Origin of the sequence: Asticcacaulis sp. DW145, assembly GCF_037101385.1 — a bacterium.
Lineage (GTDB): Bacteria > Pseudomonadota > Alphaproteobacteria > Caulobacterales > Caulobacteraceae > Asticcacaulis > Asticcacaulis currens.
Genome location: NZ_AP029024.1, coordinates 1915574 through 1937487, shown reverse-complemented (window position 1 = coordinate 1937487; position 21914 = coordinate 1915574). Strand labels below are relative to the sequence as shown.

Annotated in this window: 18 protein-coding genes; 8 read left to right on the top strand and 10 right to left on the bottom strand. The window is 63.3% G+C overall.

The genetic code is table 11. The features are described 5' to 3' along the window. The first annotated feature begins 4 nt into the window (after window positions 1–4). The gene (gene modB / locus AACH73_RS08960) at window positions 5–682 is read left to right on the top strand and encodes a molybdate ABC transporter permease subunit (protein WP_338734614.1); all 678 of its coding nucleotides are present in this window, start codon (window positions 5–7) and stop codon (window positions 680–682) included. Beyond that, complete coding sequence (locus AACH73_RS08955) at window positions 679–1365, top strand: ATP-binding cassette domain-containing protein (protein ID WP_338734613.1); 687 nt, start codon at window positions 679–681, stop codon at window positions 1363–1365. Before modB ends, AACH73_RS08955 begins: the two co-directional genes overlap by 4 nt. A gap of 37 nt (window positions 1366–1402) precedes the next feature. Here the strand turns inward: AACH73_RS08955 and AACH73_RS08950 are convergent, their stop codons facing one another. From AACH73_RS08950 to AACH73_RS08930, 5 genes are all read right to left on the bottom strand, one after another. Continuing rightward, window positions 1403–1654, bottom strand: a complete 252-nt coding sequence (locus tag AACH73_RS08950) for a hypothetical protein (RefSeq protein ID WP_338734612.1) — start codon at window positions 1652–1654, stop codon at window positions 1403–1405. A gap of 71 nt (window positions 1655–1725) precedes the next feature. Continuing rightward, a complete protein-coding gene (locus AACH73_RS08945; RefSeq protein WP_338734611.1) occupies window positions 1726–2487 on the bottom strand; it encodes a glucose 1-dehydrogenase in 762 nt (253 codons plus the stop codon). Then, the gene (locus AACH73_RS08940; RefSeq protein ID WP_338734610.1) at window positions 2477–3289 is read right to left on the bottom strand and encodes an alpha/beta hydrolase; all 813 of its coding nucleotides are present in this window, start codon (window positions 3287–3289) and stop codon (window positions 2477–2479) included. Before AACH73_RS08940 ends, AACH73_RS08945 begins: the two co-directional genes overlap by 11 nt. A gap of 10 nt (window positions 3290–3299) precedes the next feature. Beyond that, complete coding sequence (locus AACH73_RS08935; protein WP_338734609.1) at window positions 3300–4994, bottom strand: beta-xylosidase; 1695 nt, start codon at window positions 4992–4994, stop codon at window positions 3300–3302. A 49-nt stretch (window positions 4995–5043) separates the two neighbouring features. Continuing rightward, window positions 5044–7410 carry a glycoside hydrolase family 2 TIM barrel-domain containing protein gene (locus tag AACH73_RS08930; protein ID WP_338734608.1) on the bottom strand — a complete coding sequence of 789 codons (2367 nt, stop codon included), beginning with the start codon at window positions 7408–7410 and terminating at the stop codon, window positions 5044–5046. 197 nt (window positions 7411–7607) lie between these two features. Here AACH73_RS08930 and AACH73_RS08925 point away from each other — a divergent pair, with 197 nt between their 5' ends. Further along, window positions 7608–8519 carry an SMP-30/gluconolactonase/LRE family protein gene (locus tag AACH73_RS08925; RefSeq protein ID WP_338734607.1) on the top strand — a complete coding sequence of 304 codons (912 nt, stop codon included), beginning with the start codon at window positions 7608–7610 and terminating at the stop codon, window positions 8517–8519. Between the two features lie 135 nt (window positions 8520–8654). Next, complete coding sequence (locus tag AACH73_RS08920) at window positions 8655–10769, top strand: malate synthase G (RefSeq protein ID WP_338734606.1); 2115 nt, start codon at window positions 8655–8657, stop codon at window positions 10767–10769. Between the two features lie 15 nt (window positions 10770–10784). Here AACH73_RS08920 and AACH73_RS08915 read toward each other — a convergent pair whose 3' ends face one another. The 3 genes from AACH73_RS08915 to AACH73_RS08905 all read right to left on the bottom strand — a co-directional run bounded on the left by AACH73_RS08915 (window position 10785) and on the right by AACH73_RS08905 (window position 14544). Further along, window positions 10785–11633: an IclR family transcriptional regulator gene (locus AACH73_RS08915; RefSeq protein WP_272742468.1), complete on the bottom strand. Its 849-nt coding sequence runs from the start codon at window positions 11631–11633 to the stop codon at window positions 10785–10787. Window positions 11634–11696: 63 nt separating this feature from the next. Further along, a complete protein-coding gene (locus AACH73_RS08910) occupies window positions 11697–12092 on the bottom strand; it encodes an MliC family protein (protein WP_338734604.1) in 396 nt (131 codons plus the stop codon). Between the two features lie 265 nt (window positions 12093–12357). Beyond that, complete coding sequence (locus tag AACH73_RS08905) at window positions 12358–14544, bottom strand: prolyl oligopeptidase family serine peptidase (protein WP_338734603.1); 2187 nt, start codon at window positions 14542–14544, stop codon at window positions 12358–12360. 208 nt (window positions 14545–14752) lie between these two features. Here AACH73_RS08905 and AACH73_RS08900 point away from each other — a divergent pair, with 208 nt between their 5' ends. Next, entirely contained in the window at window positions 14753–15367 is a 615-nt protein-coding gene (locus AACH73_RS08900; RefSeq protein ID WP_338734602.1) for a hypothetical protein, read from the top strand. A gap of 3 nt (window positions 15368–15370) precedes the next feature. Then, window positions 15371–15676 (top strand): transcriptional regulator, encoded by a 306-nt coding sequence (locus AACH73_RS08895; protein ID WP_126421220.1) that lies wholly within the window; start codon window positions 15371–15373, stop codon window positions 15674–15676. Window positions 15677–15759: 83 nt separating this feature from the next. Here AACH73_RS08895 and carB read toward each other — a convergent pair whose 3' ends face one another. After that, complete coding sequence (carB, locus tag AACH73_RS08890; protein ID WP_338734601.1) at window positions 15760–19056, bottom strand: carbamoyl-phosphate synthase large subunit; 3297 nt, start codon at window positions 19054–19056, stop codon at window positions 15760–15762. Between the two features lie 280 nt (window positions 19057–19336). Between carB and AACH73_RS08885 the strand changes: the two genes are divergently transcribed. Both AACH73_RS08885 and AACH73_RS08880 read left to right on the top strand, forming a co-directional pair. After that, window positions 19337–20140, top strand: coding sequence for a PASTA domain-containing protein (locus AACH73_RS08885; RefSeq protein ID WP_338734600.1), 804 nt, complete (start codon window positions 19337–19339; stop codon window positions 20138–20140). After that, window positions 20137–20685: a hypothetical protein gene (locus tag AACH73_RS08880; RefSeq protein ID WP_338734599.1), complete on the top strand. Its 549-nt coding sequence runs from the start codon at window positions 20137–20139 to the stop codon at window positions 20683–20685. The genes AACH73_RS08885 and AACH73_RS08880 overlap by 4 nt, the downstream gene beginning before the upstream one ends. Here the strand turns inward: AACH73_RS08880 and carA are convergent. Then, complete coding sequence (gene carA, locus AACH73_RS08875) at window positions 20682–21854, bottom strand: glutamine-hydrolyzing carbamoyl-phosphate synthase small subunit (RefSeq protein ID WP_272742461.1); 1173 nt, start codon at window positions 21852–21854, stop codon at window positions 20682–20684. The genes AACH73_RS08880 and carA overlap by 4 nt on opposite strands. Window positions 21855–21914 lie beyond the last annotated feature (60 nt).

Below are 21914 nucleotides of genomic sequence, written 5' to 3'. Positions count from 1 at the left end.
ATCCATGTGGGAGGCCATCCGCGTCACCTTGCTGCTGGCCGCCGTGACCACGCCCCTGCTTCTGCTGCTGGCGACGCCGCTGGCGTGGTGGCTGGCCAAAGGGTCGGGGTGGGTGCGCGATACGGTGGCCGCCGTAGTGGCCCTGCCCATTGTCCTGCCGCCAACGGTGCTGGGCTTTTACCTGCTGATTGCGCTGGGGCCGCACAGTCCGCTAATGGTGGTGTTGCAGCCGTTTGGCGTTCGCACCCTGGCCTTCACCTTTACCGGGCTGGTCATCGGCTCACTGGTCTATTCGCTGCCCTTTGCCGTGCAGCCCATACGCAATGCGTTTGAGGCCATGGGGTCGCGCCCGCTGGAGGTTGCCGCCACCTTGCGCGCCTCGCCCTGGGACGCCTTCTGGTCAGTCGCCCTGCCGCAAGCACGGCGCGGCTATGTGACGGCGGCGCTGCTGGTCTTTGCGCACACCATCGGTGAATTTGGCGTGGTGCTGATGATTGGCGGGGCCATTCCCGGTCAGACCGAGGTCGTTTCCATCCGCATCTTTCAGGCGGTGGAACAGCTCAACTTTGCCGAAGCGCATCTGATCTCCGGCGGCCTGCTGGCCTTCTCGTTCGTGGCCCTGATGATCATGCTGGTCATCGACCGGCGCTTCGGCGCGCGCTCGGCGGGGATACGGCCATGATTCAGGTCGATCTGAGCGGGCGGGTCGGTGATCTTGCGCTGTCGGTGCGCTTTGAGGCCGGGTCCGGACTGACTGCGCTGATGGGGCCGTCCGGGTCCGGCAAGACGACGCTGCTGCGCGCTATTGCCGGGCTGGAGCGCCTGAGCGGGCGGGTACAGGTGGGTGATGCCGTCTGGCAGGCGGAGGACCACTTCGTGCCCGTGAACAAACGCGCTGTCGGCTATGTGTTTCAGGAGCCCTCACTCTTCAGCCACCTGTCGGTCGAAGGCAATCTCGATTTCGCGCTCAGGCGCAGTCCGAAAACAGTCGATAAAGGCGCGATTGTCGATCTGCTGCGTATCGGTGCCTTGCTGCCGCGTCAGGTGGCGCGGCTATCGGGCGGTGAGCGTCAGCGCGTGGCCATGGCGCGGGCGCTACTGTCCGGGCCGGAGCTGCTGCTGATGGATGAGCCGCTGTCGAGCCTCGATCAGGCGGCGCGGGCCGAAATCCTGCCGCTGATCCGCGATGTGGCTGAGCGCGTGCCGGTGCTCTATGTCAGCCACGACCCGCTGGAGGTGGCGCGCCTCACGCAGCAGGTTCTCTACATCCAGAACGGACGCCTGAGCGCGCGCCCGGCGGTGACGCTGGAGGGCCTGTCACAGGCCGAAATCGAGGCGCTGGCACTCAAGGCCTTGGGGTCATAATCTACACCTCCCCGACAAGTTGGGGAGGTATAAAGGATTACATACCCGTCGAGATGGCGGCGGTGGCATCGGGCACTTTTTGTAGTTCCGAGGCCGCGACCTTGCCGACCGGAAAGCGGTCATCGTCCCACACCACATGCACCATGTCGTCCCCGACCTTACGCGCTTCGCCGGGCGGCACGATCAGGTTGTCATCGGCGGGGTCATGGCTGACCGTGCCAAGACCCTTTTCGGCGTGTTCGACGCGCTCGCCGTCTTCAAAGCTGTGCGGGGGGATGTCGTCGGTCATGGGCACGCTCCTTGTCACAGAAGGCGCCATGATCGAAAAACCGGCATAAGGGGGCAATAGGATAAGCTGCGTCAGGGCATATACTGCCCGCCATTGATGTGCACGATCTGACCGGTGACGTAGCCGCTCATGCGATCGGAGGCCAGATAGAGCACCGTGCCCACGCAGTCCTCCGGCGTGCCGATGCGCCCCAGTTGCGTGGCGTTCTTCATCGCCTCCATGCGCTCGGCCAGCGTCGCCGCGTGGAAGGGCGTGCCGATGACGCCGGGCGCAATGGCGTTGACGCGGATGCCGCGTTTGGCGAGGTCGCGCGCCATGTGCCGCGTCAGATTGTGGACGTAGGCCTTGGCGCAGGCATAGTGGCCCGACCCCGGCCCGCCGCCATCATTACCGGCAATCGAGCCGACATTGATGATGCTGCCGCTGCCCTGCTGTTCGATCAGCGGCACAGCGGCCTGAGAGGCGTTGATCACGGCGCGCACATTGAGGTTCATCACCGTGTCATAAAGCGCGTCGTCGATTTCCATGAACGGACGGCGGCCGCACAGGCTGCCGGCATTGTTGACGAGGATGTCGAGCTTGCCGAGCTTTTGCACGGCCGCCTCGACCATGCCTTTCGCCGTTTTCGGGTCGGTCAGGTCGGCCTGCACGATGACTGCCGTGCCGCCCGCCGCCGTGATGGCGTCGGCCACGGCCTGAGCGCCTTCGGCATTGGAGGCGTAGTGGATGGCGACCGCCGCGCCGCAGTCGGCAAAGCCCCTGGCGACGGCGGCGCCTATGCCCGACGATGCGCCGGTGATGAGTACGGATTTGCCTTTGAGGTCATTCAACATAGGTGGTCCAGTCTGGAGTCGGCATCCGGGCCATCTGGCCCAGAACCGTGGGAGCGAGTTTGGTGAAGTCCGGATGATGGTCCGAGCCGGTGAGGGGCATAAAGCGCACCCTGACATGGGCGCTGCTGGCCGCCAGGCTCAGGGCCTGCCCCTCGCTGAAGGGGATCACGTCGTCCGCTGTGCCATGGATCACCAGAAGCGGCGCCTTGATCTGCGTCACGGCTTTGAGGTTGTCGAAGCGGTCGGGCAGGATCGGCCGGGCATAGGCCGGGGCCATGGCAGACAGGGTGGTAAAGGCCCCAAGTGTGACCACGCCGGCCACGTCTTCACGCGTTGCGGCCTCAAGGACGACCGCGCCCCCCAGCGAATGCCCGAACAGATAGACGGGTGCGCCGGGTTGCAGGGTGCGGCCATAGGCGAGGAAGGCGGCGGCATCGGCGCGCAGGCCCGTTTCGCTGGGCGTGCCCGGATTGTCGCCATAGCCGCGATAATCGGCAATCAGCAGTCCGTCACCCTGCGCCGCCAGCGGGGCGGCATAGCGGGCGGCGGTGTAACGGTTGCCGCCATTGCCGTGGAAGAAGACGATCAGACGCTTTCCGGCCTCACGCGGCGGGTAGTAATAGCCTTTGAGGTTCAGGCCATCGGCGGTGGTGACGCTGACCTCACGCGGGGCCTCGCCCGGCCATTGGGCCGAAGCGGGCAGGGGATCGGGCAGATAGACATAGCTGCGCACCACCGGGGCGCAGGCACTCAGGCAGGTAACGGCCAACACCGCCAGAATGGCGGGCAAAATGGGTTTCATGGGGATCCCCTTATTCGATAATCAGCAAGGTGACGCCTTGCCGCACCAGCCTCAGGTTCAGAGTGGCCTGTCCTTTTGCCACCGTCAGCGGTTGCAAGGTCTGCGGGTGCATTACGGACGCGGCTTCGAGCTCTTTATACTGATCCTGATCCGGTGAAGGCGGCGCGCCCATCCTTTGCCACGCGGTATAGGCATTGCCGGTATCCGGATCAACGCGGTATTGGGTAACCTTGCGCGAAGCGCCCTTGCCGAGACCGTTCAGGGTCAGGGCGATCTGGGCGTCCGGCCCTTTCAGGTCGTCATCATTATAGTGCCAAAGCAGCACGGCGATGCGTTGACCATCGCGCGTGGCCATGACGCCGACGTCGTTTTTCTGAGTGACGCTGGCCATCATCTCATCCAGCGGCACCTGCGCCGAAGAGGTGGCGCTGAGCCGTTCCGGTCCCAGCTTCGCATACAGGCGGAAGACATTGAGCACGGGCAGGTCGATGCCATTAGTGGCCAGTTGCCGATAGCCGGCAAACCACGGCTGATCTTCAAAGGTGAAGGCCCAGGTCAGGACGCCTTCCAGATTGACCTTATGCCGCTCGGACAGCTCCCAGATGCGGGCAAAGGAGGCCGCCGTATAGCTGGAATACATGGTGCCGTTGCGATAGCCATTGGCCTTGCCCGGACAGGCGGCGCAGCCTTCGGGGTCGCTTTCGCCAATAACAATGGCCTTGTCCTTCAGTTCCGGGACGGCGGCGATTTTTTTGAAGCCGGTGTCGATGGCCTTAAGCTGGCTGACCATGCCCATGCGGACGTAGCCCCCTTCCCTGGCATCACCGACGAAGGTCGGCTGCCCCTTGGCATGGAAGGCGAGGAAGTCCGTCGGCGTGCCGGTCTGTCCCGTAGCGTAGTTGGTGCCGGAGACGACGTGTTTTAAAAACCCGTCCATAAAGGCTCCGCCGGAACCGGCCACGTCCGGCCCACCCACCTGCGCTTCGGGCAGGGCGCGCTTGACGCCCGCGATGGCGTAGTCGTGCGTCTTGTAAAATTCTTCCGGCGTGCCCTTCCAGTAGGAGGGGCCGTTGGGCTCGTTCCACACCTCGAAATACCACGTCAGAACTTCGTCGCGGCCATAGCGTTCGACATTGTGCTTCGTCCACTGATAGACCAATTCCTCCCATTTGCCGTAGTCCTTGGGCGGAGAGTTCCAGCCGCCTTCGATCAGCTCATAGCGAAAGCCCGGCCGCCACGCATGGCGATAGGGGGTACCTTCCGGGGCCGACGACAGGGCCTCAGGCATAAAGCCGATCTGCAGATAGGGCCGCACGCCGCGCTGAAGATAGGAGTCGATGATCCTGTCGGTGATCATCCAGTTATAGACGGGTTTGCCGTCCTTATCTTCGGTATAGGCATTGGTGGAGCCCCACTTGAAGGCCGGAGTGCCGTCGCCGGTATTCAGCAGATTGTGGGCGCGGAAATAGATCTGCCGGGGTTTGAGCGCCCCCAGATGGTCGAGCAGTTTTTGCCCGTCCTTCATGGTGGCGTAGTTGGGCTCATCCGCTCCGAAAAAGCGCCAGACGGGTTTGAGGGGACCGATGGTTTGGGCGGCATCGACCGTCACGCTCACCGGGAAGGACTCTTGCGCCAGCGCCGGCAGGGCCAGTAAGGGCAAGGCCAGAGCGAGCAGGGCGGTGGTGAGGGCAAGAAGACGCATCATGGACATCCTGTGGCCCCTCTCCCGCGCGGGAGAGGGTTGAGGTAAGGTGTTACTCTTTCGCATCCAGCGTCACCGTGGCGGGTTTCAGGCCCTCACCGGAGACCGTGATGCGAATCTTGCCCGTTGTGTCGGTGGCACGCACCATGACCAGCGCCCGGCCATTCCACGCCTTGCGGCTGGGGCACGAGAAGAGGGTCGAGTCGGTGGGCGAGCCATTGTCAAAGGCCGCCAGTTGCCCCGCGCCTTCGATGGTCACACTCAGGGTCTGGGCCGCATCTGGCACGCGCACGCCGTTCTTGTCCACCACCTCGGCCCGGACGAAGCCCACATGATCAAAACCGGGTTTCAGCGCGGTCTGTTCCGCCGTCAGTCGCACCGCCACGGGGGCGGAGGCGGTCTTCAGCTCATCCTGCGCCACGACCTTCCCGGCGGCATCATAACCCACCGCGCGGATTGTGCCGGGGGCGAAGGGGACGTCGTATCTGATGGCACTGTCGTCGGCGTTCTTCGGCTTCCTGCCCAGCGACTTCCCGTTGAGGAACAGCTCGACCGTAGGCGTATTGGCGACGATTTCGACCTTTTCGCTGTGCGGGCCGTTGGCCTGCGGCGTCCAGTCATTGAGCACGCCCGGCCCCTTCGGCTGAGGCATGGCGACGCCCACCATGGTTGGCAATTCCGAGGTGTCGATCACTTCGGTGACACGGCGCCCGATCCTGACCACGGGGGTTTCCGCCCACCACGAGGCGCGCTCCCAGCCGATGGGCTTCACCACGTCCGTGCGGTCCACCAGCCCCGACGGGTTGGAAATAAGCGGCCACCCGGCACGGTCGGCTTCGCCCAGATAGTCCGCCCCGGTCCACAGGAACATGCCGGCATAGGGGGCATAGTCGCGCACCGGCACCCAGGAGGATCGGTTCTTGGAATTTTCCGTGCCGATGATCTTGCGCGTCGGCTTGTCCTTATGCGCCTGAATCAGCTCGTTTTCGCGATAGTTCTGCCCCACCACGTCCAGCAGGTCGGCTAGGCCGTTCGTATAGTCGCCGGTGGTGTTCGGGCGGAACAGGGCCATGGTCACCGGGCGCGACGGGTCTTCTTCGTGGAAGATGTTTTGCAGACGGGTCAGGATCGACTTGGCGACAATCGGATAGGGCGTATCGTGGATTTCATTGCCGATGGACCAGATGATGACCGACGGATGGTTGCGGTCGCGTCGGGCGAAATCGCGGGCGTCCAGCGACGACCAGTCGGTAAAGAACAGGTGGTAGTCCTTCGGGCTTTTGGCCACCGTCCACATATCGAAGGCCTCGTTCATCACTACGATACCGAGGCGGTCGCACAGGTCGAGGAATTCCGGCGAAAAGGGGTGGTGCGCCGTGCGGATGGCATTGACCCCCAGAGCCTGAAGGCCGCGCAACCGCCGCTCATAGAAGCTGAGCGGCACGGCCATGCCAAAGGCCCCGCCGTCGGCATGGATGGCCGTCCCTTTCAGCTTGATATTGCGGCCATTGAGCCAGAAGCCGTTATCGGCGCGGAATGCGATGGTGCGCACGCCAAAGGTCGAACGATCGGTTTCCAGCACCTCGCCCGTATCGGCCACCACCTTGACCTCGGCGGTATAAAGGTTCCCCTGACCGATATCCCATAGCTTCGGCTGGCTCAGCGCCCCTTCGGCACTCAGCTTGGTGACGCGCCCGGCGGGCAGGGTCTGCGCTGTGCCCTTGAACGTCCCGGCGGGCTTGCCATCCGGGCCGGTGAGGGTGATTTCCAGATGCGCCGTGCGGTCGGTCTTCGATTGATTGCGGAGGGCGCTTTCGACCTTCACCGCGGCCGATGCGGCGTCGATTTTGGGCGTCGTGACAAAGGTGCCCCAGCCATCGACATGGATGTCGCCAGTGACGATCAGTTTGACGTGGCGATAGATGCCGCCGCCAGCGTACCAGCGTGACGCCGGCTGAGCGGAGGTGTCGGCGCGCACGGCGATCACATTGTCACCGTCCTTCAGGTGGTCGGTGATCTCATAGCGCACGCTGGAATAGCCGTTGGGGCGATGGCCGACGTGCATCCCGTTGATCCACACGCCGCCGCGTTCCATAACGCCGTCCAGTTCGATAAAGACGCGCTTGCCCTTCAGCTCCGGCCTCAGGGCAAAGCTCTTGCGATACCAGGCCACACCGGTCGGTAACCAGCCGCCTGAGCCCGTCGAGGCCGCATTCTGATCAAACGGTCCGGCAATGGCCCAGTCGTGCGGCAGGGTGACGGGCTTCCAGTCGGCGGCCCCGCCGGCCACGCTTTCCGCGCCTTCGATATCGCCTTTGGCGAAGGTCCAGCCCGCATCGAAATTGACCGTTTCACCGGCCATGGCGCCGGATGAAGCCAGCATCAGCGCGGCCACAGCCACGACGTATCGTTTCAGCATGTTGTTTCCCTGTTTCGCCCGCCGTTTCCCGGCCTGTGTCGTTTAACGATGTGAAGCGCTGGTGCCGTCGGGGCGTTGCGCTTTTTTGGTTAGTAATGACTGAAATTGAGCAATGGGCAAGCGAATTATATGATGATTGCGGCGGGTTTGCCTTCGGGGGCCGCTCCAGTGTAGCCAGAGGAAAACGGAGATATCGCATGTGGCAACCGTCAGAGATTTACCCCGATCCGTCCATCGAAAGCCTCGATCCGCGCTTTGACGCATACCGCCTGTCGCTGGCGGCGGTGGAGCGGCTCTATGAAGGCACGCGCTGGGGCGAGGGGCCGGTGTGGTTCGGCGACGGGCGCTACCTGCTGTGGAGCGACATCCCCAATGACCGCATCCTGCGCTGGGACGAAGAGACAGGCGCGGTGTCGATCTTCCGCAAGCCGGCGGACTTTGCCAATGGCCACACGCGCGACCGGCAGGGGCGGCTGATCTCGTGTCAGCACGGCACGCGCTGCATTACGCGCACCGAATATGACGGCACGCTCACGACGCTGGCCAGCCATTATCAGGGCAAGCGCCTTAACTCGCCCAATGATGTGACGGTCAAAAGCGACGGCTCGGTGTGGTTCACCGACCCGCCGTTTGGCATCCTGGGCGATTACGAAGGCCATCGCGCCGACCCCGAACTGCCGACGCATGTCTATCGCTGGACGGAGGCGGGCTTAAGCGTGGTGACCGACGCTATCGACCGGCCCAACGGCATCTGTTTTTCGCCGGATGAGCGGCTGTGCTATATCGCGCAGTCGGGCGAACCCAAACGCATCTGGGTTTTTGAAGTGACGGGCGACAGCCTGACGAACGGGCGGGTGTTTGTCGAATGCGCGCCGGGGCAGCCGGATGGCTTCCGCTGCGACGAAGACGGCAATCTGTGGTGCGGGTGGGGTGGTGGGCCGGGCCTCAATGGGGTGCGCGTCTTCGCCCCGGACGGCACGGCCATCGGCCATATCCACCTGCCCAATCGCTGCGCCAATCTGGTGTTTGGCGGACGGGCCCGCAACCGCCTGTTCATGACGGCAGGACAGTCGTTGTTTGCGCTCTATGTGAATACGCGCGGGGCATAGTGCCAAAAGTGGAAATTATTTATCAAGCAAATTCATATATTTATATTAAAATTGAATTCTGGAAATAATTTCCGGAAAAATTGACCCCTTGGGCGATGAGCGGTTATCCTCGCATCAGTTAAAGAGGAAACCGCTATGGCCTACACCCCTGTCTTCGGTATCGAGGTTGATGACATCCTGTGGCGCTTTGTCCGCGAAGAGGCCCTGCCGGGCTCCGGCGTGGCGGAGGCGGCGTTTTGGGACGGGCTGGCGGGGCTGATCCGCGACTTCGCGCCGCGCAATGCCGCCCTTCTGGCGCAGCGCGACGCCTTGCAGGCGCAGATAGACGACTGGCACCGCCGCCACGCCTTTGAGCCGGTCGCTTATAAGGCTTTTCTAAGCGAAATCGGCTATCTGCGGCCCGAACCGGCGGCGTTCACCGTCACGACGGCCAATGTCGATGACGAGATCGCGCGCCTGAGCGGGCCGCAACTGGTCGTGCCGGTGTCCAATGCCCGCTATGCCCTGAACGCCGCCAATGCCCGCTGGGGCAGCCTCCATGACGCCCTCTATGGCACGGATGCGCTGGGGTCGTTTCCGGCGGCGGGCGGCTATGACGCCGCGCGCGGTGCCGCGGTGCAGGCGGCGGCCAAGGCCTATCTCGATGAATTTGTACCGCTGGAGGGTCTCAGCCACGCCGGTGTCACGGCCTATGCGGTCGTGGACGGACAGTTGCGGGCCAATGGCGCGCCGCTGAAAGACCCGTCGCAATTTGTCGGTTTCAGCGGCCCGGCCGACGCGCCGCAGTCGATCCTGCTGCGCCATAATGGCCTGCATATCGACATTCGTATCGACCGCAGCAGTCCGGTGGCCGATGCGGCGGGCGTCGCTGACGTCGTGCTCGAAGCCGCCCTGTCGGCCATTATGGATATGGAAGACAGCGTCGCCGCTGTCGATGCGGCGGACAAGGTCGGCCTCTATCGCAACTGGCTGGGCCTGACGCGCGGCGACCTGAGCGAGCAGTTCCACAAGGGCGGTCAGGTGCAGACGCGCCGCCTCAATCCCGACCGCACCTATACGGCCCCTGATGGTCAGGCCTTCACCCTGCATGGGCGTAGTCTCATGCTGGCGCGCAATGTCGGTCTGCATATGTATAGCGACATGGTGCGCCACAACGGGGAGGCCGTGCCGGAGGGGCTGATCGACCTGATGATCACCGCCCTGATCGCGCGCCACGACGCCGGCAGCAACAGCCGCACGGGCTCGGCCTATATCGTCAAGCCCAAGATGCACGGGCCAGACGAGGTGGCTTTTGCGGTCGCAAGCTTCGCCTTTGCCGAGCGCGCCGTGGGCCTGCCTGACCGCACGCTGAAGATCGGCATTATGGACGAGGAGCGCCGCACCAGCGTCAATCTGAGGGCCTGTATCGAAGCCGCCAGCGACCGCGTCTTCTTCATCAATACGGGCTTCCTCGACCGCACGGGCGATGAAATACATACTGCTATGGATGCCGGCCCGGTCCTGCGCAAGGGCGAGATCAAGGGTGCGGTGTGGATCAAGGCCTATGAGGACTCCAATGTCGATTGCGGCCTGATCGCCGGCCTGCCCGGCCACGCCCAGATCGGTAAGGGCATGTGGGCCGCCCCCGACATGATGGCCGATATGATGGCGCAGAAGATCGGTCATCCGAAGGCCGGGGCTTCGACCGCCTGGGTGCCGTCACCGACGGCGGCCACCCTGCACGCCCTGCATTATCACCGCGTCGATGTCGCCGCCGTGCAGGCGCAGTTGCGCGCCCGCCCGCGCGCTTCGGTTGATGATATTCTGACGCCGCCACTGGCGACGCGGACCTACAGTGCCGAAGAGATCGCCGAAGAACTGGACAACAATCTGCAGGGCATTCTCGGCTATGTGGTGCGTTGGGTCGATCAGGGCGTGGGCTGTTCCAAGGTGCCGGATATCCACGATGTCGGCCTGATGGAAGACCGCGCGACCTTGCGCATCTCCAGCCAGCACGTGGCCAACTGGCTGCGGCACGGCTGGGTGTCTGAGGCACAGGTGTTGGAGCGCCTGAAACACATGGCCAAGGTCGTCGATGCGCAAAATGCCGGTGATCCCTTCTATCGCCCGATGGCGCTGACCTATGACGGCGAGGCGTTCAAGGCGGCCTGTGACCTGTGTTTTGAGGGTGCGCAACAGGCCAATGGCTATACGGAGTTCATCCTGCACGCCCGGCGACAGGCGGCGAAAAAGGTGGTGGAGTTGGCATAACACCCTCTCTCCCGTTTACGGGGAGAGAGGGTTCAACAGGTGCCCGCCGATCAGCGCGCTGATGCGGGCGGCGGTTTCGCGCACCTGTTGCGCCAGTTGCGGCAAGCGCTCATCGCTGAGGCGTAAGGACGGGCCGGACAGCGATATCCCGGCGCGCGCTTCGCCATATTCATTGAACACCGGTGCGGCGACGCAGCGCATCCCTATATGCGCCTCTTCGTCGTCCAGCGACCAGCCGCGCGCCCGGATGGCGCTCAGATCGCCGCGCAGGGCTTCGGGGGTAATCAGGGTCTTGGGCGTGTATTGCGGCAGGTCGCAGCGCTTCAGCAGGGCCTCCAGAGTGCGGTCCTCAAGCTGCGCCAGCAGGGCCTTACCGATGCCGGACGCATGGGCCGAGCGGCGGTCGCCGATGCGGAAAAAGGCGCGGATAGGCGCTTCGCATTCGACCTGCGCCACGAACACCACCTCAAAGCCGTCAAGCATGGCCAGATTGACCGTCTCGCCCGTCGCCTCCATCAGGCGCAGCATTTCCGGTCGCCCGGCGGTAAGGATGCGGTTACGGCGCTGAAAGGCCATGCCGATACGCAAAGCCTCGATGCCGATGGACCATTTCTGCGACGGCTCATCCCAACTGACCAGATCGTGCGCCGACAGGGTGGCCAGAAGCCGGTGCGCCGTCGAGGCGGCCAGTCCCGCCTCACGCGACAGTTCGGTCAGGCTCATTCCGTCGTGGGCCGACAGGACTTTCAGCAGGCCCAGCGCCTTTTCCAGCGACTGATTGGTCGCCGGGGCGTCGGGCTTCAGCCGGTCTTCGCGCGGACGACCGCGCGGACGGGACGGGGTGGGTTCGGGAGACATGACCATAAATGGAAACTATTTCCAAAACGCCGCCCCGTCAAAACATTCCAGTCTATGCCTTGAGGGCTATCAGGCCTTGGTACAGACCTCGTCCGCCGAGCCCCAGGTGGCGTCATTGCCCTTGGTGTGCAGGCTATAGCCCGCGGCCTGATAAAGGGTGCCTTCGGTCGAGGGCGTCTTCAGCAGGGTGACCTTGCGGTTGCTGTCGGACAGGACCGTCACATCGGCCTTGTCGTCGGAAAAGACGACCGACAGTTTTGTGCCCATGGCGCAGGTGTAGCTGATCGGGTCGGAGACGGCGAAGTCGGCGGCGGCCGACGACATGGCGTCCTTGGCATCGGTGGCCATTTCGGACGTGGTTTCCTGTACCTCTTCGACGGCCTGCTGGGCTTCGGGCTTGGAGCAGGCCGACAGCGAGGCGGCAGTCAGCGTCATCAGGGCGACGGCAGTGGCGATCTTGCGCATGGGGGTGATCCTCCTTCAGTGGTCCTTCGGAGGTATCAGCCTGCGCGTAAGGAAACGATCAGATCGCCCCTTATCGAAGATTAACGAGAGGGAAGAAAAACCCCCTCTTCCGCCGGGAAGAGGGGGATGGAGCGGAATGATTTCTAATGGAATCATTCCGCTCAAGCCGCCATTGAGGCGGCGGCCAAGGTGGCGCAAGCCACCGCCCGGCGAGGGGCTAAACAAAAATCTAGATCATTATGTTTCTACCAGAAATCATAATGATCTAATCCATCAGCTTCTGCGCCAGATAGGTATATTCCAGCGCGTTCCGCTTGGCGGTTTCCTTGAGGTTGGCGGCTGCGGAGTGGCCGCCATCGGTGTTTTCGTAATAGAGGAAGGGCAGGCCCATATCCCCCATCAGCGCCGCCATCTTGCGGGCGTGGCCCGGATGCACGCGGTCGTCCTTGGTCGAGGTGACGAAGAAGGGCTCCGGATACTTCACCCCGGCCTTCAGGTTGTGATAGGGCGAGATGGTCTTGAGGAAGGCGGCTTCTTCCGGCACGTCCGGACGGCCATATTCGCCCTGCCACGAGGCCCCGGCCAGAAGCGTGTGATAGCGCAGCATGTCGAGCAGCGGCACCTGCACCACGACGGCGTTCCACAGGTCCGGGCGCTGCGTCAATTGCACGCCCATCAGAAGCCCGCCGTTCGAGCCGCCCATGATACCCAGACGACGCGGCGAGGTGATCTTGCTCTTGATCAGGTCTTCGGCCACGGCCTGAAAATCGTCATAGATGACCTGACGCTTGGTCTTGAGGCCCGCTTCGTGCCACTTCGGCCCGAACTCCCCGCCGCCGCGGATATTGGCCAGCACATAGGCACCGCCCTTTTCCAGCCACAGCTTGCCGATGGCTCCCGAATAGGACGGGGTCAGCGAGATTTCAAAGCCACCATAGGCGTAGAGCAGGGTCGGCGTATTGCCGTCCAGCTTCGTATCCTTTTTCATCACCACAAAATACGGCACCTTGGTGCCATCCTTTGAGGTGGCCCAATGCTGCTCGACCTTCAGGCCCTCGGCATTGAAGCGTTCCGGGCTGGCCTTCAGCTTGGTCACCGTCGTCTTGTCGGCGTCGGCGATGTACAGGGTCGAGGGTTGCAGATAGCCGGTGGACCAGGCGAACAACTGATCCGACTCGTCATCGGTCGAGCCGAGGCTGAGCGACGAGTTCTCCGGCAGGGGCAGGGGTTTCAGCACCCATCGGCCATTCACGAAGCTGACCGACTGCACCTGACCGGTGACGTTGGACAGGATCGACAGCACCAGATGGTTCTTCGTCTGACCGATGCCGGCGACGCTCTGATGGTCGTTCGGGGCGAAGATCACCGAAGGCTCGACGTTTTTGGGGTCTTTCAGCGCGGCCTTCAGGTCAAAGGCGATCACGGCACCGGAGGGGTATTTGGTGCCCTTGGCGCTGGTCCAGTCGTCTTTCAGCGAAAAGACGGCCTGACCCTTATAGTAGGCGTTCATTTCCGAGGTCAGCGGCAGGGGCAGCTTCACTTCGCCGGTCTCGGTGAACCAGGTCGTATCGACCTCAAAGAAGCTGGGGCGGCGCTCGGCATAGTCCATGACGTAATTGCCGTCGATGTCGCGCAGTACGGTGCGATAGGCCATCATGTCGGTCTTGTCACCGCGATGGATCTCCACCGCCTGATCGAGGCTCTGACCGCGCTTGAGCACCTTGGTGACGAAGGCGTAGCCCGACGGCGTCACTTCGCCCGGCGTCCATTCGCGTGCCACATAGAGTGTGTCCTTGTCCTTCCAGGTGACGATCTGCTTGCCTTCGGGCAGGCTGAAACCGCCTTCGACGAAGCTCCTGGTCGTCAGGTCGTATTCGCGCACCGTCACGGCGTCCTTGCCACCGTTCGACAGGTTGATCAGGCAGCGGGTGTTTTGCGGTGGCAGGCAGGACGCGCCCTTATAGACCCAGTTCTGGCCTTCCTCCTTGGCCAGAGCATCGAAGTCCAGCAGGATGTCCCACTTGGGTGCCCCGGCCAGATAAGAGGCCTTGTCCGTGCGGCGCCAGATGCCGCGCACATGGTCCTTGTCCTGCCAGAAGTTGTCGATGAAGCCGCCGGTGGCAAAGCCGGGCGAGGGGATGCGGTCGGTGGCTTCGACGATCTTCAGCACATCGGCTTCGTATTGCGCAAAGCGCGGATCACTGGTCAGGCGCTTCAGGCTGCGCTCGTTCTGCGCCTTGACCCAGGCGAGGGACTTTTCGCCCTCGACCTCTTCCAGATACTGACGCGGATCCGCCGCATCGGGCGTCAGGGTGGCGGGGTTGGCCGGAGTGGATTTGGCGACGGTGGTGATATTGGTCATCTGGGCCTGCGAGGTGAGGGGCATGGCTCCCAAGATGAGCAGCGAGGCGGCCATGCGCAAGGCCTGACGCGACAAGGACGTATTTGACATGTGGAGGGTTTCCCGTGGTTGGTTTTGTCTGAAACTAACCTCGCTTGCGCCCCCCTTGGCAAGCCCGGACGGCAATCTTACGAAAATATAATGACGAATGTGCATAGAGCACTTTACAAAGTAAAGTACTTCATCCATAACACACTCAGGCCGCTCACACAGAGGGCCACGACGAGATCAAACGCTGCCTTATGGAGGGGCAAACCCAATGGACTCGAACACACTCAAAAGCGATATCGACTATCTCAAGTCTCTGGCACTGGATGGCGGGCGCGCCCCGGTCATGAACGGCGGCGCGCTCTTTTGGGCCGGCATCTGTTTCTCGGCGGCGGCCGTGGTGCAGTATCTGGTCATGGACGGTGTTCTCACGGTTCCCAATCCGTGGTTTCTGGCCCTGAACTGGGGCGTAGCGGCGGCCATCTATGCCGTTCTGTGTATCGCCTCCGTCGCCGCCTCCAAGCGCCGCTACGGGGTCGGCAATGCCATGAACCGCGCCATCGGTTCGGTGTGGTCGGGCGTCGGCTTTGCCATCTTCGCCCTGTTCGTCACCCTGAATGCGGCAGGCGTCGGCATGAAGGCCATGGAACAGATGACACCCCTGTTCGCCCCGGCGATTGTCATCCTTTATGGGGTCGGCTGGTGGGTGGCGTCGGTCCTGTCGGGGCGCAAGTGGATGGGTTTCGTAGGCCTGCTCAGCTTCGCCAGCGCGCCATTCCTCGCCTTCGTCGGCGGTCAGCCGATCCAGATGCTGGGCTATGCCATCACCCTGACCCTCATTGCCACCATTCCGGGCCTGGTTCTCATGCGCTCATCGGAGGGCTGAGACATGCCGGATGAGTTCAATATCGAGCGTATCGACGACGTTATTCATGGCCGTCTGAGGCTGGGCATCATGGCCTTTCTCTCGACGGCCGGGTCGGCGGACTTCACGACGCTGAAAGCCAAGACGCAATCCACGGACGGCAATCTGTCGGTGCAGGTGCGCAAGCTGGAAGAGGCGAACTACGTCACGGTGGACAAGGCCTTTGTCGGCAAGAAGCCGGTAACGACCATCACGCTCACCGAAGCGGGCCGCGCGGCCTTTGTCGATTATCTCGACGCCATGCGTCGCCTGATCGACGAAGCGGGCTGAAACCCTATACCTCCCTGCACGTTAGTGCGGGGAGGGGGACCGCACGAAAAGCAAAGCCCCGGTTTTCACCGGGGCTTTCTTCGTTACGCGTATTCCTGAATGGACCGGACGTCGAGTTCGCCCTTAAGGCCCGATGCGATGGCCCGCACCGCCGCCACAGCGCCATTGGCCGTGGTGTAGTAGGGGATCTTCATCATCAGGGTCGTGCGGCGGATCGAGAAGGAGTCGAGCAGGGCCTGCTTGCCTTCGGTGGTGTTGAAGACCAGCGCGATCTCGCCATTCTTGATCGCATCAAGGATGTTGGGGCGCCCTTCGAGCACCTTCTTGATGGTGTCGATCTTCACGCCCTGCGTTGCCAGATAGTCGGCCGTGCCCGCCGTGCCGCACACCTCGAAGCCGAGGCTGAGCAGGGTGCGGATGGCCTCAACGATCACCGGCTTGTCCTGATCCTTGACGGAGACGAAGACGCGGCCCCCGGTCGGCAGCTTCGTACCGCCGCCCAGTTGTGACTTGGCAAAGGCGCGGGCAAAGGCGTCGATCATCTCTTCGCCATCGCGCACCCAGTCGAGGCCCATGACCTCACCGGTCGAGCGCATCTCAGGCCCCAGCACCGTATCGACATTGGCAAAGCGCGCGAAGGGGAAGACGGCTTCCTTGACCGCCACGTGGCGGTAATCGCGCGGCGTCAGGCCGAAGGACGACAGGGACTGACCGGCCATGACCTTGGCGGCGATCCCGGCCAGCGGCTTGCCCAGCGTCTTGGCCACGAACGGCACGGTCCGCGAGGCGCGCGGATTGACCTCCAGTACGTAGATCTTCGGGTCGGTGTAGGGGTTCATGATGGCGAACTGCACGTTCATCAGCCCCTTGACCTTCAGCGCGCGCGCCAGCTCGACCGTCTGACGCTCCAGCTCCTTCACCGTTTCCGGCTTCAGCGAGAAGGGCGGCAGCGAACAGGCCGAGTCGCCGGAGTGCACCCCGGCCTCTTCGATATGCTCCATGATGCCGGCAACAAACACACCGGTTTCATCGGCCAGCGCATCGGCATCGACTTCGATGGCGGCGCTTAAGTACTGGTCGATCAGCACCGGCGAGTCGCCGGACACCTGCACGGCTTCGCGCACATAGCGGGTCAGTTGCTCGTCGTCGCGGATGATTTCCATGGCGCGGCCGCCCAGCACGTAGGACGGGCGGATGACGATGGGATAGCCGACCTCATGCGCCGCCTTGAACGCCTCTTCCGGCGTGCGGGCGATGGCGTTGACCGGCTGGGTCAGGTTGATCTCTTTCAGCAGTTGCTGGAAGCGTTCGCGGTCTTCGGCCAGGTCAATGGCGTCGGGCGACGTGCCGAGGATGGGGATACCTTCGTCTTCCAGCGCCTGCGCCAGTTTCAGCGGCGTCTGACCACCGAACTGCACCACCACACCGGCCAGCGTCCCGTTCGATTGCTCAACCGCGATCAGTTCCAGCACGTCTTCGGCGGTCAGCGGCTCGAAATAGAGGCGGTCGGACGTGTCGTAGTCGGTCGAGACCGTCTCCGGGTTACAGTTGACCATGATAGCCTCAAGGCCCATGTCCTTATAGGCAAAGGCCGCGTGGCAGCAGCAGTAGTCGAACTCGATGCCCTGACCGATACGGTTCGGCCCGCCGCCCAGGATGATGGCCTTCTTACGGTCGGACGGTGCGGCTTCACATTCCGGCACCTGACCCAGAGCGCCGGATTCGTAGGTCGAATACATGTAGGCGGTCGATGAGGCGAATTCGGCAGCGCAGGTGTCGATGCGCTTAAACACCGGGCGCACATTCAGGCCGCGACGCGCAGCGCGCACGTCCTTTTCCGTGGTGCCGGTCAGCTTGGCCAGCCGCACGTCGGAGAAGCCCATGGCCTTCAGCTTGCGCAGCTCATGCGCGGTCTTCGGCAGGCCCAGCGCACCGATCTTCGATTCCTCAGACACGATGGTTTCGATCTGACGCAGGAACCACGGCTCATAGTGACAGGCCGTGTTGATCTCTTCGACGCTGAGGCCGTGGCGGAAGGCCTGAGCGATGACGCGCAGACGATCCGGCGTCGGACGGCCCAATTCGCGCACCACGGCTTCCTTGATGGCATGAACGCTGGCTGCACCGGCGACGCCGGGGATTTCGACCTCATCAAAGCCCGACAGGCCGGTTTCCAGACCGCGCAGGGCCTTTTGCACCGACTCGGCAAAGGTGCGACCGATGGCCATGACTTCGCCGACCGACTTCATCGAGGTGCCGAGCAGCGGCTCGGAGCCCGGATACTTTTCGAAGGCGAAGCGCGGGATCTTGGTGACGACGTAGTCAATCGACGGCTCGAACGAGGCCGGGGTGACCTTGGTGATGTCGTTGGTCAGTTCGTCCAGCGTGTAGCCGACGGCCAGCTTGGCGGCGATCTTGGCGATGGGGAAGCCCGTGGCCTTCGACGCCAGAGCCGAGGAGCGCGACACGCGCGGATTCATCTCGATGACGATCATGCGGCCATCGGCCGGGTTCAGCGCGAACTGCACGTTCGAGCCGCCGGTTTCGACGCCGATTTCGCGCAGCACGGCCAGAGAGGCCGAACGCATGATCTGATATTCCTTGTCGGTCAGGGTCAGCGCCGGGGCGACCGTGATCGAATCGCCGGTGTGCACGCCCATCGGATCGACGTTTTCGATGGAACAGACGATGATGCAGTTGTCCGCCTTGTCGCGGACGACTTCCATCTCGTATTCCTTCCAGCCGACGATCGACTCTTCGATCAACACCTCGGTGGTGGGGCTGAGGTCGAGGCCACGCGTGACGATGTCGCGGAACTCTTCCTGATTGTAGGCGATGCCGCCGCCGGTCCCGGCCAGCGTAAACGACGGACGGATGACGGCGGGCAGGCCGCCGATGGTCTTCAGCGCCTCAACCGCCTCTTCCCAGCTATGGGCGACGGCGGATTTGGCCGATTCAAGCCCCAGCTTGTCCATGGCGTCGCGGAACTTCTGACGGTCTTCGGCCTTGTCGATGACCTCGGCCTTGGCACCGATCATTTCGACATTGTACTTGGCCAGCACGCCGTTGTTTTCCAGCGCCAGCGCCGTGTTGAGCGCCGTCTGACCGCCCATGGTGGGCAGAAGGGCGTCCGGGCGCTCCTTGGCGATGATCTTTTCGACGAATTCCGGGGTGATCGGCTCGATATAGGTCGCATCGGCCACGTCCGGATCGGTCATGATAGTGGCCGGGTTGGAATTGACCAGAATGATGCGGTAGCCTTCCTGACGCAGGGCCTTACAGGCCTGCACGCCGGAATAGTCGAACTCACAGGCCTGACCGATGACGATGGGCCCCGCGCCGATGATCAGGATGGACTTGATATCTGTACGTTTGGGCATGTCTCGGTCTTTCTTTACTTTGGGGCCGCGTCCGGTCCGAAAACCGGCGCTGGCTTAGGGGGGGCACACCGCAAGGGACTGGGCGCGCAATAAGGTGCGGGCAGCCGTAAAGCTGTCCGTGTAGCGCTTGTTTCTGTTTTCAGGCTAAGCGGGTGCTTTAGTGCCTTAAGGGGGGGGATGCAACCCCTTTTCTCACGAAGATCGAGGTGAGGCTTTCGCGTCATGGCGAGGGTGAAAGAACAGTGGTAGGGTTAAGGCGTGCAATAGCCGGGAGCGGGGAATGCAGGTGGGTTTCAGACAGGCTTTGGGACTGATCCTGTGCATGGGTGCGCTCATGGATGGCAGCGCGCTGGCCAGCCCCCGGACGACGGTGGCCCAGGTGCCCGCTGACAAGACTGACCCGTGTAGCCCTCCGGCGATCCGCCGGGCGGCGGCGCAGCAAACGGCACCCGCCCTGACCGGTTGCCGGTACGAGGCGGTCGCCGCACCGGTGACCCGGTTTTTCATGACCTTGCCGGTGGCGCGCAAGACGGAGGATGAGGCCCCGATGGGGACGATCATCGGCCAGAACCCTCAGGCCGGACAACCGCTCAAGCCGGGTGGGCGGCTGGTGCTCAGTGTCTCGACAGGCCGGGCACCGAAAATGGAAGACGGCACATCTGTGGGTTCGGCAGGGGAGACATCAAACTCCGCAGGCTCTGTCTCTTCGCAGAGCGTACCGGAGCGTCCCGACACGCCGATACCGCAGGCTGAACCCCCGGCCACCCCCTCGTCTCAGGCGTCCGAAGTGCCGCCGCCGGCGCTTCCCGCTGACAAAACGCCCCCTGCGCCCATAGAAAACGCGGCACGACCACAAGAGACGACGCCCTTGCGCGACATGCCCACGCACATCCCATGGCTATGGATCGCCGCCGTTGTGGCGCTGGTGCTTTTTGCAGGGCTGGCCGTCGCCTCGGCACGGAAGCCACGCCGGATACGCGGCCGCGGCGGCTTGGCACCCAATGTGTCGCTGCGTCTGACGCCTGGTGCGGCGCGGCTAAAGGTCCGCGGATCGCTGGTCAGCGGACGAAAGGGGCGCTCATGAACGAGACGATCAACGATCTTCTCACGCCCGAAGCGCGTCAGCGGCTGGAGGCGCAGGTCACAAGGGCTGCGGACAAGGATCGCGCGCTGCATCGCTTCCTGAATGGCGTCCCACTGGCCAAAGGTCTTATTCGTACGGCTCTGGATACGGCTTTGCGCAGCGATCCGTTTGCCCTTCTGGCCGAGGGCTGGCGCACCTCAAAGGATATTCGTACCTTCTATCAGGGCGAACGCGCGCAACTGGGGGAGCCGGTCGTGGTAAAACTGGCCGCGCACGATATCGAGCGCGACCTGACGCCGGAAGTGGTGATCCATGTGGGGGCCGAGCGGCGTTTTCCGCTCAGGCTGGCCCTGACCCTGTGCGGGGCGTTCGAGGGTGTCGAACTGTCGATCCTCGACAGGGATATGATCGCCGTCGGGTCTGGGCGCTGCCATCTGTCGCTCAAGCTCCGCGTGGCAGGGCGTACTCTGGAAAGCCTGACGCTGGGCAAACTGACCCTGCCGGGCGAGCATCGATTGACGCCCGCCCTGCCGCTTTACAGCTAAGCCGCCACCTTGGCGTCGCGCATGTATTGCGCAAAACGCTCAAACAGATAGAGCGAATCGACCGGGCCGGGCGAGGCTTCGGGGTGGTGCTGGACGCTGAACACCGGCTTGCCGGCCAGAGCGATACCGCAGTTGGTGCCGTCAAACAGCGAGACGTGGGTTTCGACCACACCGGCGGGCAGGCTGTTGCGATCGACCGCAAAGCCGTGGTTCATCGAGACGATCTCGACCTTGTTGGTGGTCAGGTCCTTCACCGGGTGGTTGGCGCCGTGGTGGCCCTGTTCCATCTTGAGCGTCTTCGCCCCCAGCGCCAGAGCCAGCATCTGATGGCCAAGACAAATGCCGAAGACCGGCAGACCGGCTTCGACCAGCGTCTGAATCTGCGGCACGGCATAGGCCCCGGTGGCCGCCGGGTCGCCCGGACCGTTGGACAGCAGCACGCCATCGGGCTTCATCGCCAGAATCTCTTCGGCCGGGGTTTGAGCCGGGACGATCTTTACCGCCGCACCGACGCTGATCAGGGCGCGCAGGATGTTCTGCTTCACGCCATAGTCGATGACGACGACGTTGAAGTCCGCCTTCTGACCGTCCTTATGGCCCTCGGACCACTTCCACAGGTCGGAAGTCCACTGCGCCGCCTGCGTCGAGGTGGCGTCCTTGGCCAGATCCAGCCCGACAAGGCCCGCCCACTCGGCGGCCTTTTGCGTCAGGGCGGGGATGTCGAACTGACCTTCGGGGTTGTGGGCGATTACGCCGTGCGGCATGCCCTTTTCGCGGATGCGCTTGGTCAGCGCGCGCGTGTCGATCCCGGCGAGGCCGACCACGCCGCGCGAGGCCATCCACGCATCGAAGCTGAGGGTCGAGCGCCAGTTGGCGGGCGGCGTCGGCACGTCGCGGAAGATCGCGCCCCTGCCGGCCCGGCGGGGGTCATCGCCCAGTTGCTCCACGTCTTCGGCATTGACGCCGACATTGCCGACGTGCGGGAAGGTGAAGGCGACGATCTGATCCATATAGGACGGATCGGTGAGGATTTCCTGATAGCCGGTCATGGCCGTGTTGAAGCAGACCTCGCCCAGCGCATCGCCGGTCGCGCCACAGCCCAGGCCCTGAAACACGGTGCCGTCGGCCAGAACCAGAACCCCCGTAACGCCGGGAAGAAGGTCAGTCATGGTCAAATACTCCTATAGGAAGGCCAGAGGCGGGCAGGGCTGCGGGTAAACGGCCGCACA